Origin of the sequence: Flavobacterium glucosi (assembly GCF_048286535.1) — a bacterium.
Lineage (GTDB): Bacteria > Bacteroidota > Bacteroidia > Flavobacteriales > Flavobacteriaceae > Flavobacterium.
In genome coordinates this window covers 82134-101965 of the sequence record NZ_JBLVPK010000007.1, presented here as the reverse complement: position 1 = coordinate 101965, position 19832 = coordinate 82134, and the positions used below count along the sequence as shown (strand labels likewise).

Annotated in this window: 13 protein-coding genes; all 13 read left to right on the top strand. The window is 33.1% G+C overall.

Going from position 1 to position 19832, the window contains the following annotated elements; genetic code table 11:
- Window positions 1-17: 17 nt before the first annotated feature.
- The gene (uvrA, locus tag ACNQGD_RS12980; protein WP_417999574.1) at window positions 18-2849 is read left to right on the top strand and encodes an excinuclease ABC subunit UvrA; all 2832 of its coding nucleotides are present in this window, start codon (window positions 18-20) and stop codon (window positions 2847-2849) included.
- Window positions 2850-2964: 115 nt separating this feature from the next.
- Entirely contained in the window at window positions 2965-3693 is a 729-nt protein-coding gene (locus ACNQGD_RS12975) for an LOG family protein (protein WP_417999573.1), read from the top strand.
- A 188-nt stretch (window positions 3694-3881) separates the two neighbouring features.
- Window positions 3882-6629, top strand: a complete 2748-nt coding sequence (locus tag ACNQGD_RS12970) for a gluzincin family metallopeptidase (protein WP_417999616.1) — start codon at window positions 3882-3884, stop codon at window positions 6627-6629.
- A 186-nt stretch (window positions 6630-6815) separates the two neighbouring features.
- Window positions 6816-9224 carry an alpha-ketoacid dehydrogenase subunit alpha/beta gene (locus ACNQGD_RS12965; protein WP_417999572.1) on the top strand — a complete coding sequence of 803 codons (2409 nt, stop codon included), beginning with the start codon at window positions 6816-6818 and terminating at the stop codon, window positions 9222-9224.
- 122 nt (window positions 9225-9346) lie between these two features.
- Window positions 9347-9604, top strand: a complete 258-nt coding sequence (locus tag ACNQGD_RS12960) for a hypothetical protein (RefSeq protein WP_417997304.1) — start codon at window positions 9347-9349, stop codon at window positions 9602-9604.
- Window positions 9605-9768: 164 nt separating this feature from the next.
- On the top strand, window positions 9769-10446 hold the full coding sequence (locus ACNQGD_RS12955; RefSeq protein ID WP_417999571.1) for a peptidoglycan DD-metalloendopeptidase family protein: 678 nt from the start codon (window positions 9769-9771) through the stop codon (window positions 10444-10446).
- Between the two features lie 2 nt (window positions 10447-10448).
- Entirely contained in the window at window positions 10449-10922 is a 474-nt protein-coding gene (locus tag ACNQGD_RS12950) for a hypothetical protein (RefSeq protein WP_417994932.1), read from the top strand.
- A 501-nt stretch (window positions 10923-11423) separates the two neighbouring features.
- A complete protein-coding gene (locus ACNQGD_RS12945; protein ID WP_417994943.1) occupies window positions 11424-11975 on the top strand; it encodes a helix-turn-helix domain-containing protein in 552 nt (183 codons plus the stop codon).
- A gap of 8 nt (window positions 11976-11983) precedes the next feature.
- Window positions 11984-14020, top strand: coding sequence for an ATP-binding protein (locus ACNQGD_RS12940; protein ID WP_417999615.1), 2037 nt, complete (start codon window positions 11984-11986; stop codon window positions 14018-14020).
- Complete coding sequence (locus tag ACNQGD_RS12935; protein WP_417994931.1) at window positions 14020-14454, top strand: response regulator; 435 nt, start codon at window positions 14020-14022, stop codon at window positions 14452-14454. Before ACNQGD_RS12940 ends, ACNQGD_RS12935 begins: the two co-directional genes overlap by 1 nt.
- Before the next feature lie 96 nt (window positions 14455-14550).
- Window positions 14551-15375, top strand: coding sequence for a CheR family methyltransferase (locus ACNQGD_RS12930; RefSeq protein WP_417999570.1), 825 nt, complete (start codon window positions 14551-14553; stop codon window positions 15373-15375).
- 2 nt (window positions 15376-15377) lie between these two features.
- Window positions 15378-15938 carry a chemotaxis protein CheB gene (locus ACNQGD_RS12925; protein ID WP_417999569.1) on the top strand — a complete coding sequence of 187 codons (561 nt, stop codon included), beginning with the start codon at window positions 15378-15380 and terminating at the stop codon, window positions 15936-15938.
- A 37-nt stretch (window positions 15939-15975) separates the two neighbouring features.
- On the top strand, window positions 15976-19755 hold the full coding sequence (locus ACNQGD_RS12920; RefSeq protein WP_417999568.1) for a response regulator: 3780 nt from the start codon (window positions 15976-15978) through the stop codon (window positions 19753-19755).
- Window positions 19756-19832: the final 77 nt, after the last annotated feature.

The following is a 19832-nucleotide window of genomic DNA, read 5'->3' as shown; positions in this document are numbered from 1 at the left end:
GCTTTTTTGCAAAAATTATGCTAGACAAAGACAATACCATTGAAGTTCAGGGCGCTCGCGTACACAACTTAAAAAACATAGATGTTTCCATTCCTCGTGAAAAACTAGTCGTAATTACCGGTCTTTCGGGTTCTGGGAAATCCTCCTTAGCTTTCGATACCATTTATGCCGAAGGGCAACGCCGTTATGTAGAAACTTTTTCTGCTTATGCACGTCAATTTCTAGGTGGCTTGGAACGTCCCGATGTGGATAAAATCGACGGACTTTCGCCAGTAATTGCCATTGAACAAAAAACGACCAGTAAAAGTCCGCGTTCCACCGTGGGAACAATTACTGAGATTTACGATTTTTTGCGCTTATTGTATGCCCGTGGTGCCGATGCGTACAGCTACAATACCGCTGAAAAAATGGTGAGTTATAATGATGAGCAAATCAAAGATTTGATTATTCAGGATTTTACCGGAAAGCGCATCAATATTCTAGCGCCTGTTATTCGCGCTCGAAAAGGACATTATGCGGAACTTTTCCAACAAATTGCCAAGCAAGGATTCCTTAAAGTTCGCGTAAACAGCGATATCCTGGACATTACTCTAGGAATGAAATTAGACCGTTATAAAACACATGATATAGAAATTGTTGTGGATCGGATGGTGATTGATGATACTCCCGAAAATGAAAAACGGTTAACTGAAAGCATCAATACAGCCATGCATCATGGGGAGAATGTCTTGATGGTTTTAGACCAAGATTCGAATGAAGTGCGGTTTTTTAGCAGGAATTTGATGTGTCCGACGACTGGAATCTCCTACCAGAATCCAGAACCAAATTTATTCTCTTTCAATTCTCCAAAAGGCGCTTGTGATCATTGCAATGGCTTAGGAACTGTAAACGAGATCAACACTAAAAAGATTATTCCAAATCCGAAATTATCCATAAAAAATGGCGGTTTTGCTCCTTTGGGAGAATATAAATCCTCATGGATTTTTAAACAATTGGAAATCATAGGCGAAAAATATGGTTTCAAATTGACGGATGCGATAGAAACCATTCCGCAGGAAGCCATGGAAATGATTTTGAATGGCGGAAAAGAAAAATTCACCATTAACTCCAAAGATTTAGGCGTTGCTCGAGAATATAAAATTGATTTTGAAGGGATTTCGCATTTCATAAAAAACCAACATGACGAAAGTGGTTCTACAACTATAAAACGTTGGGCGAAGGAATTCATGGATGAAATAAAATGTCCCGTTTGCGAAGGTTCCCGCTTGAAAAAAGAAGCGATGTTCTTTAAAATCAATGAAAAAAATATTACCGAATTGTGCGATATGGACATTTCGGATTTAACTGCTTGGTTTCTTGATTTAGACAATCATCTGTCTGATAAACAAAAGCGTATTGCCACTGAAGTAATTAAAGAGATTAAGGATCGATTGAACTTTTTAATGAATGTAGGTTTGGATTATTTGGCTTTAAGCCGAAGTTCCAAATCACTTTCGGGTGGTGAAGCACAACGGATTCGTTTGGCTACCCAAATTGGTTCGCAGTTGGTTGGTGTTTTATACATTTTAGATGAACCCAGTATTGGTTTACACCAAAGAGACAATGACAAATTGATTCATTCTCTGGAACAATTACGCGATATTGGAAACTCCGTAATTGTGGTGGAACACGATAAAGACATGATTGAACGTGCCGATTATGTGATTGATATTGGACCAAAAGCAGGAAAATACGGTGGTGAAATCATCAGCAAAGGAACACCCGCTGAAATCTTAAAACATCATACTATCACAGCGATGTACATGAATGGCGAAATGAAAATTGAAGTTCCGACAAAACGTCGGGAGGGAAATGGAAAATTCCTAAAACTGACTGGAGCAACAGGAAATAACCTGAAAAATGTTTCGATAGAATTGCCTTTGGGCAAAATGATTTGCGTGACCGGAGTTTCGGGAAGCGGAAAATCAACTTTGATAAATGAGACGCTCTACCCTATTTTGAATGCCTATTATTTCAACGGTGTCAAAAAACCACAACCGTATAAAAAAATTGAAGGATTGGAACATATCGATAAAGTGATTGATATTGACCAAAGCCCGATTGGTAGAACACCACGAAGCAATCCGGCAACTTACACGGAAGTTTTTACCGAAATCAGAAATCTGTTTACGATGACATCCGAAAGCATGATTCGGGGATATAAAGCAGGACGATTTAGTTTTAATGTAAAAGGCGGACGCTGCGAAACCTGTCAAGGTTCCGGTGTGCGAACCATTGAAATGAACTTTTTACCCGATGTGTATGTAGAATGTGAAACGTGTCAAGGGAAACGTTTTAACAGGGAAACATTGGAGATTCGATTCAAAGGAAAATCCATTTCGGATGTGTTGAATATGACGGTAGATGAAGCGGTTCCGTTTTTTGAAATGATTCCGAAGATTTACAGAAAAGTAAAAACAATTCAGGATGTTGGTTTGGGCTATATTACGCTGGGGCAACAAAGTACCACGCTTTCTGGTGGTGAAGCTCAACGCATCAAACTAGCTGGAGAATTATCCAAAAAAGATACGGGGAATACGTTTTATATTCTGGACGAACCCACAACTGGCTTGCATTTTGAAGACATCAGAGTATTGATGGAAGTGATTAATAAACTGGTTGACAAAGGGAATACGATTTTGATTATCGAGCACAATATGGACGTAATTAAACTCGCCGATTACATTATAGATATTGGTCCTGAAGGAGGAAAAGGCGGCGGACAACTTATTGCCAAAGGAACTCCGGAAGAAATTATAAAAATTAAGAAGAGTTATACTGCACAGTTTTTGAAAAAAGAGTTACTTTAGTATACAGGAGCCCTAGCCCTGATGGAAGTGGCATCCTTTTATGCCGGTGTTCTGCATAAAAGATAAAGCGGACAGCAGGAAATAGCTCCAAAAAACAAGCTTTAAAATAGAGAATATGAGATTAGAAGATTTTGATAATGACGAGGATAAAGTAATCCAAGACAGACTGAAAAGAAAAACCTGGAACGAAATAAGAACCAATGACAGTTGGGCAATTTTTAAGATCATGGCCGAATTTGTGAACGGATATGAAAGCATGGGACGCATAGGTCCGTGTGTGACTATTTTTGGCTCGGCTAGAACGAAACCGGAAGATAAATATTATTTACTTGCCGAGAAAATTGCCTATAAAATCAGTAAAGCCGGTTATGGCGTGATTACTGGCGGTGGTCCGGGAATTATGGAAGCAGGAAATAAAGGCGCACATCTGGGTGGAGGAACCTCAGTGGGATTAAATATTGAGCTGCCTTTTGAACAACATTTTAATCCTTATATTGACAGCGACAAAAACTTGAATTTTGATTATTTCTTCGTTCGAAAAGTAATGTTTGTTAAATATTCCCAAGGATTTGTAGTGATGCCGGGTGGTTTTGGAACAATGGATGAATTGTTTGAAGCGATAACTTTGATTCAGACAAAAAAAATAGCGAGATTCCCTATTATCCTTGTTGGAAATAGCTTTTGGGCTGGATTAATAGATTGGATCAAAACCGTTTTAGTAGAAAAAGAACAAACAGTAAGCGCGGAAGATTTGAATTTATTTAAAATTGTAGATTCAGCAGATGAAGTAGTTGATGTGCTGGATAAGTTCTATAAAAAATATGATTTAACTCCAAATTTTTAACAAAAAGCTGTCTAATCAACAGCTTTTTTTATGTTAATTAGGTACTTTTTATAGTGTTTTGTTTTAAAAAAAAGTATATTTATTTTTTAATAAATTAATATCCGAATTTGAACTCATTCTTTAAAATTACGTTTTATACTCTTGTTTTATTACTTTCAATAAAACAATATGGTCAACATCATTCTGACATAACAGCGGAGTTAAACACGGAGAATAAAACTTTGAATATTCAACAGGAAATTACTTTTTTTAATCCGTCAAGCGATACATTAACCTCGATTGTATTAAATGATTGGAATAACGCTTTTTCTACTAAAAACACTCCTTTAGCCAAGCGATTTTCTGATGAGTTTTATAGAGGTTTTCATTTAGCCAAAGAAGAAGAACGTGGAGGTACTAAAAACCTGACCATTACAGGTGCAAATGAATTAGTTTTATCATGGGAAAGAACAGATAAAAATCCTGATTTAATTGAAGTCCAATTAGCCGAGAATTTACTTCCAAATCAGAAAATTATTTTACATCTAACGTATTTAACTAAAATACCCAGCGATAAATTTACAAAATATGGGTACAATAATAGCGGAATTATTCATCTTAAAGACTGGTTTCTTACCCCAGCGCGGTATGAAAACCATAATTTTATACGAAACAGCAATACTAATTTAGATGATATTGCCAATGCTTATTCAAGTTTTGAAATTGATTTAAAAATACCAGAAAATTTCGAAGTTACTTCTGATTTAAAAAGCAGTAAATCAACTATTAAAAACGCTTTCTGCAACTACAAATTATCAGGGGAAAACAGAACCAATTTCACTCTTATCATAGAACCAAAAACTTATTTTGAAAGTTTTAAAAACAGTGCCGTTGAGGTGCTGACTGATTTAAAAAACAATAAATTGAATACTATTCAAAAAGCAGTTGTAATAGACCGAGTCGTGAATTTTACAAACGATTTAATTGGAAAATATCCACATGAAAAGATTGTTGTTTCTCAAACCGATTACGAGAGAAATCCTTTTTATGGATTGAATCAGCTTCCTTCTTTTATAAGTCCGTTTCCAGATGAATTCCTTTTTGAAATTAAATTTTTGAAAACCTATCTGAATGAATACCTAAAAACAAGTTTACAATTAGACCCTAGAAAAGACAACTGGATCTATGATGGGTTACAGGTCTATGCCATGATGAAATATATGGATGAAAATCACCCCAACATTAAAATGATGGGAAGTGCTTCTAATATCAAACTGTTGAAAAGTTTTAATATTGCCAATATTGGTTTTAATAATCAGTATAGTTATTTCTATATGCTGATGGCTCGAAAAAATCTGGATCAACCTCTTGGAGATTCTAAAAACACTTTAATTAAATTCAACGAGCAAATTGCCAGTAAATATCGTTCAGGATTAAGTATCCGATTTCTGGATGATTATTTACAAAATGGTGCCGTTACAACTAGTATACAACAATTTTACAATCAAAATCAAATCAAACAAGTGTCCAGAACTGATTTTGAAACCATATTAAAATCAAATACAGATAAAGACATTAATTGGTTTTTTACTACCATTATTAATTCCAGAGCTATTATTGACTATAAATTTTCGAATGTAACAAAAACCAAAGACAGCATCACTTTTTCAGTACTAAACAGAACTGGAACTGCAGTTCCCATTCCTGTTTATGGCACAAAAGAAGGAGCTGTTGTTTTTAAGCAATGGCTTGATATTAAAGAACGTGACAGTACTTTTACCATCCAAAGAAACGGTGCCGATAAAATTATTTTAAATTTAAAGAATGAAGTTCCAGAATACAATTTAAGAAATAATTGGAAAAAATTAGAAGGTTTTTTTCCTAATAATCGCCCCGTTAAGTTTGTTTTCATGAAAGACTTAGAAGATCCGTATTACAATCAAGTACTGTATGTTCCCTCCATTTATTTCAACTTGTACGATGGTTTAACTCCTGGATTACGATTGCACAATAAAACTATTTTAGACAAGCCTTTTATTTTTGATGTCAATCCATCCTACTCTACTAAATCCAATAATTTATCTGGATCAGCTTCATTTGTTGTCAATCAAAACTATCGTAACAGCTTGCTATATAATGTAAAATACTCTTTTAGTGGCTCTTATTTTCATTATGCACAAGATGCTGCTTACCTTAGATTAAACCCTATGGTTCAATTGCGGATTCGGGAGCCTAACTTTAGAGACAATAGAAAACAACTGATTCTGTTGCGACAGGTGATTGTAAACAGGGAAAAAAGCGCTTTTGCAATGGACAATGTTCCATCTAATTATTCCATTTTTGATGTACGCTATGTGAATACAAAAACGGAGGTGACGAATCATTTTAATTTTAGTTCCGATATTCAAATCTCGGGGAAATTTGGAAAAATCAACGGGGAAATAGAATATAGAAAGCTTTTTGAAAACAATCGTCAAATTAATTTGCGATTCTATGCCGGAAGTTTTTTATACAATAAAACTGAATCTGATTTTTTTAGTTTCGCAGCAGACAGACCTACTGATTATTTGTTTGATTATAATTATTTTGGACGGTCAGAAAGCACCGGTTTTTACAGTCAACAATTCATCTTGGCAGAGGGCGGTTTTAAATCAAAAATGGATACTCCGTATGCGAATCGATGGATTACCAGCTTAAATGCAAGTGTTAGCGTATGGAACTGGATCGAAATTTATGGAGATATCGGTTTTATTAAAAATAAAAACCAAAATGAAAAATTTTTATACGACAGCGGTATTCGCCTCAACTTGGTCACAGACTACTTTGAATTGTATTTTCCGGTATATTCTAACAACGGATGGGAAATAGCACAAAATAATTATAATGAGAAAATACGATTTATAGTTACTTTTTCGCCTAAAACATTAATCAATCTTTTTAATCGAAAATGGTTCTAATCCAATATAAATTTCATTATACATTAAACTATTCTTATTAAAATGAATTTAAAATTACACATAATAAAAAAATAAAGTTCTTTTTATTAGAATAAATCGCAATAATTAAATTTTATTTTTTTTAATCAATTATGAAAATAGCTAGTTTTTAAGTAAATTTGCCACACAAAGTTATACTTTTTAATTATGATAAAAGAAAAAACCAATACTACATTGACATTTGAAGATTTCAAAATCGAGGTACTGAATGACTATAAATTAGCCATAATCAGTAGAGAATGCAGTCTTTTAGGACGTAAAGAAGTATTGACTGGAAAGGCTAAATTTGGAATTTTTGGTGATGGAAAAGAGGTACCTCAACTAGCAATGGCGAAAGCCTTCAAAAATGGTGATTTCCGTTCCGGATATTATCGGGATCAAACTTTTATGATGGCTATTGGAGAATTAACCGTGCAACAATTTTTTGCAGGTTTATATGGCCATACTGATGTTGAACAAGAACCAATGTCAGCCGGAAGACAAATGGGCGGTCACTTTGCCACTCATAGTTTAAATGAAGACGGAAGCTGGAAAGACTTAACGAAACAAAAAAACTCAAGTGCTGATATTTCTCCAACGGCTGGGCAAATGCCAAGATTATTGGGACTTGCTCAAGCTTCAAAAATATACAGACAAGTTTCTGGAATACCAAATGCTGCTAATTTTTCTAATAAGGGAAATGAGATTGCATGGGGAACAATAGGAAACGCAAGTACATCAGAAGGTTTATTTTTTGAAACCATAAATGCTGCCGGCGTATTACAAGTACCAATGGTAATGAGTGTTTGGGATGATGAGTATGGAATTTCAGTACATGCAAAACACCAAACTACCAAAGAAAATATTTCGGAGATTTTAAAAGGCTACCAAAGAGAAAAAGGAACAAATGGCTATGAAATACTAAGAGTAAAAGGTTGGGATTACGCTGAATTAATTGCTACGTATGAGAAAGCCGCTGATATTGCGCGTGAAAACCACATTCCTGTTTTAATTCACGTAAATGAATTGACACAGCCACAAGGACATTCCAGTTCAGGTTCTCATGAAAGGTATAAAGATGCAAATCGTTTGGCATGGGAGAGAGATTTTGATTGCATACGCCAAATGAAATTATGGATGATTGCTATCAATATTGCATCCCCTGAAGAAATTGATGCAATTGATGCTCAAGCCAAAAAAGATGTTTTAGAAGGTAAAAAAGCAGCTTGGAATGCATTTATTGAACCTATTGTTGAAGAACAAAAACAACTAATTGCATTATTAGAAAAAATTGCTGAAACCAGTAAAAATAAAGATAGAATTTTACAATTCACATCTGATTTAAGCACCATTAAAACCCCTTTAAAAAAGGAAATTCTCGTAACGGCACGTAAAGTTTTACGTTTAATCCTCAGCGAAAGCAGTAAAGAAGAATTGTCGTATTGGATAACATCATATACCGCTAAAACTCAAAAGAATTTTAGCAGCAACTTATTTTCAGAAACAGAATTAAATGTGTTTTCTGTACAAAAAGTGCTCCCGATATATCCTGAAGATGCTAAAGAAGATACGGATGGCCGCATGATTTTACGGGATAACTTTGATGCAATTTTCACAAAATATCCTGAAACATTAATTTTTGGTGAAGATGCCGGGGCCATCGGAGACGTGAATCAAGGTTTAGAAGGAATGCAGGAAAAATATGGAGAATTACGTGTTGCCGATGTGGGAATTCGGGAAGCCACCATATTAGGTCAAGGTATAGGAATGGCATTAAGAGGCTTACGCCCTATTGCTGAAATTCAATATTTAGATTATTTATTGTATGCGATACAAATCATGAGTGATGATTTAGCAACACTACGATACCGTACCATTGGAAAACAAAAAGCGCCATTAATCATACGAACACGTGGTCATCGTTTAGAAGGAATCTGGCATTCCGGTTCTCCTATGGGAATGATCATAAACGCCATACGAGGAATTCATGTGTTAGTTCCAAGAAATATGACTCAAGCAGCTGGTTTTTATAACAGCTTGTTAGAATGTGACGAACCCGCTTTAGTAATCGAATGCTTGAATGGTTACCGATTGAAAGAAAAAATGCCGTTGAATTATGGTGAATTCAAAACTCCAATTGGTGTTGTGGAAACGTTGAAAGAAGGAGCTGACATTACACTCGTTTCATACGGCTCAACATTGCGATTAGTACAACAAGCAGCAAATGAACTTATTGAAGTAGGCATCGATTGTGAGATTATCGATTTACAATCTTTACTTCCATTTGATGTGAATCAAGATGTAGTAAAAAGTATTGCAAAAACAAATCGTCTATTAGTTATCGATGAAGATCTTCCTGGTGGAGCTTCAGCTTATATTTTGCAACAAATTATTGAACAACAAGACGCTTATAACTATTTAGACAGTAAACCGCAAACCTTAACGGCTAAAGCACACAGACCCGCTTATGGAACGGACGGAGATTATTTCTCAAAACCTTCTACTGAAGATATTTTTGAAAAAGTCTATGCAATGATGAATGAAGTTAATCCTTCGAAATATCCAAATTTGTACTAAGAACTACTATCATAAATTGAAATCCTAATCGTAAAGATTGGGATTTTTTATTTTTTTAATTTCAACTATTTTCAAACAAATAAAACAGTATATTTTGAATCAATCCATTATAAAAAATTAAGATGAAAAAAGTAACATTGTTTTTAGGAATCCTATCACTCCTTGCGATTGTTTCCTGCAAGAAAAAAGAAGAAGCTCCAGTTCCAGCAACACAAACTGAAACTTCAAGTGTGGCAACTACAACTATCCCTACTGAAGCAAAAGATAGTACATCGATAAAAGTAGCAACCGATGGTATAAATGTGACTACAAAAGATGGAAAAACTAAAACCAGCGTGGAACTTTCCGGTGGTGAAGCAAAAGTGGAGATCAAAAAGTAATATCTCATTATTATATCAACGAAGTGTTAGAATGTCAATATGAAATTTCATGTTGGCATTTTTTTTAAAAACATTTTCACAATTAAAAGTTATAATGCTACCTAAATTTTTATGTTACTATTTTTTATTTTAAATTTAGAAAATATAAAAAATTCCCAAAAATTATGACCGTACTGGAAACTATCTTAAAAGACATACAAAATGTAAAAGTGATAGACAAATCAATTGATTACAAGCAATACACTCCATTGGATTTATCCATAAAAAATGTAACCTTTACAAAACAGGCTATTGACACTGCAAATGATTTTGAGAAATATATAGACACCTATTTAGACGAAAACAATGCAAAAGTAGCTTTTGGTGGCTATAATGAAATTAGAAATCTTTATAAACGAAGTGATATTTTCAACGATTCTAAAACTGAGGAACGAAATATCCATATTGGTTTAGATTTATGGATTAAGGCCGGAACTCCAGTATTAGCGGCACTTGATGGATTTATTCACAGTTTCAATTACAATACTGGAATAGGCGATTATGGCCCAACTATTATCTTAGAGCATAAAATAGAAAATCAGCGTTTTTATACTTTATACGGCCATCTTTCATTAGAAAGTATCAGCGATATTGAAATTGGTGATGTTTTCGAAAAAGGACAACAAATAGCGACTTTAGGAGATGCATCCGTAAATGGAGATTATTCCCCTCATTTACATTTTCAGATAATTGAAGAAATTTCACATACATTTGGAGATTATCCAGGAGTTTGTAGTGCAAACGACTTAAAACATTACTTAAAAAACTGTCCGGATCCGAATATCTTATTAAAAATTATATAAACATGAAAAAAATAATTATTGTCTTTAGTATCCTTCTGATTATTGGATGCAAATCAAAAAATGTTGCGACTTCTGAACCGGAAAAAGCTAAAATTGAAAAACTTAGTTTATCTGAAGTTAATGAAATTCAAAAGAGTAAAGCTTATGAACTAGGAAAGAGAGTTTTAATGACTTGTAATACCTCTAAATTTAAACCTTTCAATCAGAGTGAAGCTACAGCATCTGTAATCCAAAATACTACCGAAGAACGATTGACAAAAACTTGTACCAGATTTCGCCAATATTATGGGACTTTTATTGATCTTCAATTAGTAGAGATTTATAAAAACAATTTTGACGGAACAACAATTTTTCGCTACAGAGCATCATACTCAAAGAAAGTGGCTAATAAAGAACTCCGTGTTTCAATGAATGAAGAAAATAAAGTTTCCTCCATTAAATCATTAGATTGGACAACCCCCTTCTCGATGAAATAATCTCAAATTCATAAATCAAAAGGTAATATTATTTATAGTTCCCGTCACTATTTTAGCCATTAATGCTAAAGTTCTGAACTTTAAAATATTCATCCTATAGAATTACCAAAAAGTTGCATAAAGGAAAACGATTACCAAAATATTTTTTGCGCGTTGTTGTATCCAAAAAATTTGTTTTTATAGTGCTTTATTCCTATTTCAAGATTATTACAATTACACAAAACTTCAATTTTTTATTAAAACACAAATCACTTCTCTTTCTCACTGTTTATTCGTAAATTTATATTTTATTAAAACAGTAATTAGATAAATCTGCTTTAAAAAAATTCTTTTAAATTGCTTATTTTTTCATCGAACATTCCATTATTAAAGGAGCATCAAAATTAGCAATGTGGGAATTATATAAGTTTTTTTTTTAGTTATATAATTTTTTTTAATAAAGTATATTCGACTTTTACACAATCTGTTAAAAAAAAAAATTTGAAACTATATATAAAATACATGGTCAGTAATCGCTGTAAAATGGCGGTAAAAGAGGAATTGAAAAAACTTGGATTGCACTTCATGGTTGTCGATTTGGGTGAAGTTGAAATTATGGAAAATATTTCAATAGAACAGAGACAACGATTGAAAACAGCACTTTTAGACTCCGGACTAGAATTAATGGATGATAAAAAATCGATGCTAATCGAAAAAATAAAAAATGTAATAATCCAGATGGTTCACCATTCGACTGAAAATATAAAAATTAATTTTTCTGACTATCTGAGTCAACAATTAAACCACGATTATACCTACTTATCCAATTTATTTTCGGAAGTGCAAGGAACTACAATTGAACAATTTATTATTTCCCACAAAACGGAACGAATAAAGGAATTGATTATTTATGGTGAATTAAATATTACTGAGATAGCATGGAAAATGAACTATAGCAGCGTTGCACATTTATCCAGCCAGTTTAAAAAAGTTACCGGTCTATCTCCTTCCCATTTTAAACAATTAAAAGACAAAAGACGCAACCCTATTGAAGACATTGGTAATTTAAAATAAAAAATTAAATCAATTTTAAAATAAATATAGAAACTATAAAAACTCAAGAATCACAATACAGCAGAATTCTTATTGAAGCTAGTTTAGACCCGTTAATTACAATAAATCCTAATGGTAAAATTATGGATGTAAATGAAGCAACAGTAACTATTACGGGACTGAATCGAGATGTATTGATTAATTCTGATTTTTTTAATTATTTTACAGAGCAACAAAAAGCTCGAAAAGTATATCAGCAAGTATTCGAAAAAGGCTCCGTGGCTGATTCTCCACTTACTGTGAAACATAAAAATGGTAAATTAACAGATGTATTATTCAATGGTTCTGTTTATAAAGATGACAAAGGAAATGTCGTTGGAGTTGTTATTGTTGTCCGAGATGTGATGGATCAAAAAAAAATTGCTGTACAGTTCGAAGAAGCACGGGTATTTGCAGAATTGGCAACCGAAATTGCCGAAGAAGCAAAAATAAATGCGGAAAGCGCTACCATTATAGCGGAAAATGCAGTGAAAGCAAAACAACAATTTTTGTCTAATATGAGTCATGAAATTCGTACACCAATGAATGCAATCATAGGTTTTACTAAAGTGGTTTTAAAAACAGAATTGACGCCTAAACAAAAAGAATATTTAAACGCAATTAAAATGAGTGGCGATGCCTTAATCGTTCTCATAAATGATATACTTGATTTAGCAAAAGTTGATGCAGGAAAGATGACATTTGAAAAAATACCTTTCAAAATGAAATCTTCTATATCAGCAATGCTTCATTTATTTGAAACAAAAATTCAAGAAAAAAATTTAAAATTAATTACGGAATACGACAGTAAAATTCCTGATGTTCTTGTAGGTGACCCGGTTCGTTTGCACCAAATTATTTTAAACTTAGTGAGTAATGCCGTAAAATTTACCATTAAAGGAAAAATTACAGTAAGTGTTCATTTGTTACATGAGGACGAAGATAAAGTAATTATTCAATTTTCAGTAATTGATACAGGAATAGGTATTTCAGAAGAAAAGATAGGTACAATATTTGAAAATTTTCAACAAGCTTCAAGCGGTACCTCAAGACTATATGGAGGAACAGGATTAGGTCTAGCCATAGTAAAACAATTAGTAGAACCACAAGGAGGAAGTATTTGTGTAAAAAGTAATATTAATGAAGGATCTACATTTAGTTTTACATTGGGTTTTCAAAAAACAAATGCAGATGCTGAATTAGAAAATCAACTGGTTGAATTAGATACTGAAATAAAAAATATAAAAGTATTAGTGGTAGAGGACATTCCGCTAAATCAATTATTAATGAAAACATTATTAGATGATTTTGGATTTTCCAGAGATATTGCCGAAAATGGTAAAATAGCCATTGAAAAATTAAAAGAAAACGACTATGATATTATTTTAATGGACTTGCAAATGCCAGAAATGAATGGATTTGAAGCTACAGAATACATTCGGAAAACTATGAATTCAAAAATTCCAATAATTGCTTTAACTGCTGACGTTACAACTGTAGATTTAGCTAAATGCAAAGCAGTGGGAATGAATGATTATCTCGCAAAACCCATTAATGAAAGACTATTGTACAGTAAAATTGTTGGAATATTAAAAAAACCAAAACTCGCAACGCTTACTGCTAAGCTTAATGAAAATTTAGAAGAGAATAATCCCAAAGACGCAAAAATAAAATGTATCGACTTAGTTTATCTAAATCAACGAACAAAATCAAATCCAACTTTAATGATGGAAATGATATCGCTATATTTAGTACAAACTCCACCCTTAATTAGTGCAATTAAACAAAGTTTAGAGGAAGAAAACTGGCAATTATTAAGTGCTGCTGCACATAAAATGATTCCGTCGTTTGCCATAATGGGCATGAGTCCTAACTTTGAAAATATTGCCAAAAAAATTCAGGAGTTTGCTATTGCACAAGATAAATCAACCGGAATAGATAATTTAGTGATACAACTTGAAGCTATTTGTATCCAAGCATGTCAAGAATTACAAGAAGAATTTAATATACTCAAAAATACCATATAATGAAAAATGATACTAAAATAAAAATTTTCTTAGTAGATGATGATGCCCTGTTTTTAAAATCTTTAGAAATTGAGTTTTTAGAAAATGCTGATTTTATAGTGGAAACTTATTCCACGGGAGAGCTTTGCATCGCAAATATAAATAACAAACCAGATGTAGTAATTTTAGATTACCAGCTTGACGGTATTGTTGCAAATGCTATGAACGGAATTGAAACATTAGATAAAATAAAAGCTTTCAATCCTGATATTCCAGTTGTAATGTTGTCTTCTCAAGATAAAATTGAAGTTGCCATAAATTGTATGCACCACAAAGCCGTTGACTATGTAGTCAAAAGCGAAACTGCTTTTGTTCGCTTGCAAAAAATAATATCTTCTGTTTTTAAATATCAAAAAATGGAAAAAGAATTAAATTGGTATATGGACAGGATGTAATCTATTGTCAGATTAATTTTATTTAAATTTAATTGATAGGTTTATCCTAATCACTCCTAATTTGGTCAAAATTAAAACCAAAATTGTTTTAAAAAAATGCGTTATAAAGACACGTCAGATTTGGAAATTTCATTGTTGTTGGAAGCTATTTATCGGAAATATGGTTATGATTTCAGAGAGTATTCTCAGGCTCATATCAGACGCAGGATTATGAATAGAATGGCGGTATCCAGATTTGAAGATGTTTCTCAAATGCAATCTAAGGTTTTGAATGATGAAGCATTTGCTTCTGAACTCCTACAGGATTTATCAATAACAGTAACTGAAATGTTTCGTGACCCTCAATTTTATAGGTCATTACGAGAAAATGTCATCCCCATTTTGAAAACATATCCCTTTATAAAAATATGGCATGCAGGCTGTGCTACTGGAGAGGAAGCCTATTCGATGGCTATACTTTTACAAGAAGAAGGCTTGTATGACCGAACAACTATCTATGCAACTGATTTTAATCAGATGGCTTTGAACCGTGCAAAAGAGGGGATTTTTTCGAACAAAATGATAAAAGAATACACTTCTAATTATCAGTTGGCTGCAGGAAAAGAATCCTTTTCAAATTATTATACTTCCAATTATGATAATGTTATAATGAATCAATCATTGAAAAAAAACATTGTCTGGGCCAATCATAATTTAGTGACTGATAGCGTATTTGCAGAAGTACACTTAATATTATGTCGAAATGTATTGATCTATTTTGATAGAAACTTACAAAATAAAGTACAGACCCTTTTTTATAATAGTCTCATACATGGTGGTATTTTATGTTTGGGATCTAAAGAAAGTTTACGGTTTACCGACTTGCATGAGCACTATATTGAGTTAGACACAAAACAACGCATATTTAAAAAGAAATATTAAAAATGTATTATGAAGCAATTGTAATTGGGGTTTCTTCGGGAGGCATGAATGCTTTGAAAATTATATCCTCATCCTTACCAGTAGATTTCAATATACCAATTATCATCGTACAGCATTTAAGCGCACATTCAGATAGTCATTGGATCAATCTTCTAAACGAAAAAAGTCTTCTGAATCTAAAAGAAGCGGATGAAAAAGATAAAATTGAAAAAGGGAACATATATATCGCTCCTCCTAATTATCATTTGCTGATTGAAAAAGATAAAACCTTTTCCCTTACCATAGACGAACGTGTAAATTTTGCAAGACCATCAATCGATGTAATGTTTGAATCGGCGGCTGAAGCCTATACAAATAAATTAATTGGAATCGTGCTTACAGGATCTAATAGTGACGGTACCAAAGGAATTAAAAGAATTAAGGAATGTGGCGGTCTGTTAATTATTCAAGATCCAAAAACGGCTGAATCACATTACATGCCAATGTCAGCAATTGCTGCTATTGAACCTGATTATATTTTATCTTTGGAGGATATTGTGGAGTTACTAATAAAAATAAATTAACAAAAATATAATCCGCATAAATTTTACAAATAATAAAATGAAAATAACCTTAGTAAGAAAAATAGTAATAGGATTTATCGCTTGTGCTCTAGTACTTCTAGGAGTTGCTATTTTCTCTTTTAAAAACAGTGAAAAATTTGTCGCTTCAAATAGCTTGGTAAATGTTTCGAATCAGGTATTATATGAGTTCGAACAAATATTGATGTGTTCCGTTGATGCTGAAACAGGTGTACGAGGTTATGTAATTACGGGCAATGATGATTTTTTGCTTCCTTTTACAACTGCCAATACAAAAGCAATTGAGAAACTTGAAAAAGTAAAGAAATTAACAAAAGACAATCCCAGTCAGCAAAACAATATTGAGAAACTTGCGGAACAACTTAAAATGCGTTTTGAAAATTTAAACACCTGCATTAATCTTCGCAAAAAAGATTTTGAAAAAGCAAGAGTATTTATTGCTTCTGGAGAGGGGAAACACCTACAAGATGAAATAAGAAGAATAATCGATAAAGCTCAGGAATCAGAACGTACATTACTCGTTCAAAGAATACAAGACAGTGCTGACGATGCCAGTAAGTTTAATATTGTTTTTGCTGTTTTATTGTTAGTCATTGTTTTGATTCTTATGGTTGTATACACTATTGTTGTTACAAATTTGAGAGCACTTAAAAACTCTGAGCTAGAAACGGCAAGCAAGAACTGGTTTCTTACAGGTAATTCAGAACTTAATAAAAAATTAATTGGAGACCAAAGTATAGCACAGTTAGCAAATAGTACCATAAGTTTTTTATGTACATACCTAAAAGCTAATATCGGAGCCGTTTACCTATTTAATGACAAAGACAATACCCTAAGGCTTAGTGGAAAATTTGCCTTTTCGTCTTTTAAGGACATTAAAGAAAGTTTTAAATTAAACGAAGGATTGATTGGTCAGGCCGCTTGGGAACAAAAACAGATTTCTTTAACAGATATAGCTGAAGATCAAATTCGCATCACTTCATCCATTCTGGATGCAAAACCAAAAAATTTGCTCATAACTCCTTTTTTAATTGATGGCAAAACGATAGGAGTAATTGAAATAGGCAAGCTTACTAATTTTAACGAAACAGAAAAAGAATTTATTAATGTTTCTATGAATAGCATTGCTATTAGCGTTAATACGGTTCAGCAAGCAGAGGAAAAAGAGAAAAGAGCCGCAGAATTAGTCATTGCTAACAAAGAACTTGCCTTTCAAAACGATGAAAAAGAAAAACGAGCAGCTGAGCTAGGTATTGCCAATAAAGAACTAGCCTATCAAAATAATGAGAAAGAAAATAGGGCTACAGAGTTAGTAATTGCTAACAAAGAACTTGCCTATCAAAATGAAGAAAAAGAAAAAAGAGCAGCTGAGCTAGGTATTGCCAATAAAGAACTAGCTTATCAAAATAACGAGAAAGAAAAACGAGCAGCGGAGTTAGGTATTGCTAACAAAGAACTTGCCTATCAAAATGACGAAAAAGAAAAAAGAGCAGCGGAATTAGGTATTGCTAATAAAGAACTTGCCTATCAAAATGACGAAAAAGAAAAACGCGCTGTAGAGTTAAGCTTTGCTAACAAAGAGCTTTCGAATCAAGCTGAAGAACTGCAAATACAACAAGAAGAACTTAGACAGCTGAATGAAGAATTAGAACAACAAGCTCAAAATCTAAAACAACAGCAGGAGGAACTACAAATGACTAATGAAGAATTAGAAGAGCAAACCCAATCATTAGAAGAGAAAAATAAAGAAGTTGAAGCTTCAAAAAATAATATTGAACAAAAAACCAAACAACTTGAGATTAGCAGCAAGTATAAATCTGAATTCCTAGCAAATATGTCGCATGAGTTAAGAACGCCTCTTAATAGTTTGCTGATTTTATCCAAAGATTTGTCAGAAAACAGGAAGAAAAACCTAGACGATGTTCAGGTTGAAAGTGCCGAAATAATTTATAAGAGTGGTCATGACCTTCTAGTACTAATTAATGAAGTATTGGATCTATCCAAGATTGAAGCCGGAAAAATGGCCATAAATATTGAAAAAATATTCTTGAAAAATTTCACTGATAATCTTCTTCGCGATTTTAAACATCAAGCGGAGCAAAAAGGACTAACGATACTTTGTAGATTGGATGCAACATTACCAGAATTTATCCACACCGATTCTCAACGTTTAAATCAAATATTAAAAAACCTTTTATCCAATGCTATAAAATTCACCGAAAAAGGAAGTGTAATCATACATATTGCCCCAAATACGAACACTACTTTGAATATTTCTATTATTGATACAGGCATTGGAATATCTGAAGACAAACAAACAGCCATATTTGAAGCTTTTCAGCAGGCCGAAGGCGGAACTTCCAGAAAATATGGTGGTACCGGATTAGGGCTTTCTATTTCTCGAGAACTTGCAAAACTACTGGAAGGAGAAATAAAAGTAAAAAGCAATTTAGATAAAGGATCTACTTTTTCGCTTATTATTCCCCTGGAAATACACGCTGCTCCACAAGAGTCTGTCAAAGAAATTCCGTTAAAACCTGTTTTGTATACCCCACGCGCCGAAAATGACATCATTTACCTGAATTATCCAACCATAAAAGACGATAGAGATACAATAATCGCTGATGATAAAGTAGTTCTCATTATTGAAGATGATCAGAATTTTGCTGCTATTCTTTTAAAACAAGCCAATAAAAAAGGATTTAAATGTTTGTCAGCTGCATCTGGCGAAGATGGTCTATTGCTTGCTTCAAAATATAAACCTCAAGCAATCATTCTCGATATGGGATTACCAGGAATAAAAGGGAAGCAAGTGTTGCATGAATTAAAAATAAACCCTTCCGTAAGACACATACCGGTACATATCATATCTGCAAATGACCGCTCACTGGAACCCATCAGAGAAGGTGCGGTAGAGTACTTAATGAAACCTATATCCAAAGATGGTCTGGAAGAAGCTTTTAATAGAATTGAAAATTTTGTCAATAGAAAAATTAAAAACCTATTGATTATTGAAGATAGCGAAAACTCCAGAAAAGCAATGAAAACACTCATTGGCAATGGTGATGTAAAATGTTATGAAGCTGCTACAGGAAAAGAAGCTTTGGAATTATTTGAGCACAATCACATTGATTGTATTATTCTAGATCTTGGATTACCTGATATGACTGGTTTTGAACTTATAAATAAACTGGAGGATATAAAAGGCCACAACTTACCCCCTATTATTGTTTATACCGGAAAAGAACTTACAAAAGAAGAAAATAATCTGCTGCACAAATATGCGGAAAGCATAATTATAAAAGGTATAAAATCCGAAGAACGATTGCTGGATGAAACGGCCCTTTTCCTTCACCGAACGATCAGTAATTTACCAAAATCAAAACAAATGATTATTAATAATTTGCATGATAAAGAAGCTATATTTCATTCAAAAAAAATATTATTGGTTGATGATGACATGCGAAATGTTTTTGCACTATCAAAAATATTACAAGAACGTGGAATGGAAGTCATAAAATCAGAAAACGGAAAAAATGCATTAAATATGCTGGATGTGCATACTGATATTGATCTGGTATTGATGGATATTATGATGCCCGAAATGGATGGTTACGAAGCAATGATACGAATACGATCTCAGATTAAATTTAGAAACTTACCAATAATTGCCCTTACCGCAAAAGCGATGAAAGACGATAAACAAAAATGCATTGATGCAGGTGCTAACGATTACATCACAAAACCTATTGATGTAGAACGCCTACTATCATTGATGCGCGTATGGTTAAGTAAATAATAGAACGTCATTGCGAGATGGTCCAATGTCATTAATCTAAACTTGTTTGTTGCTATTTCAACATTCAACCTTTTATT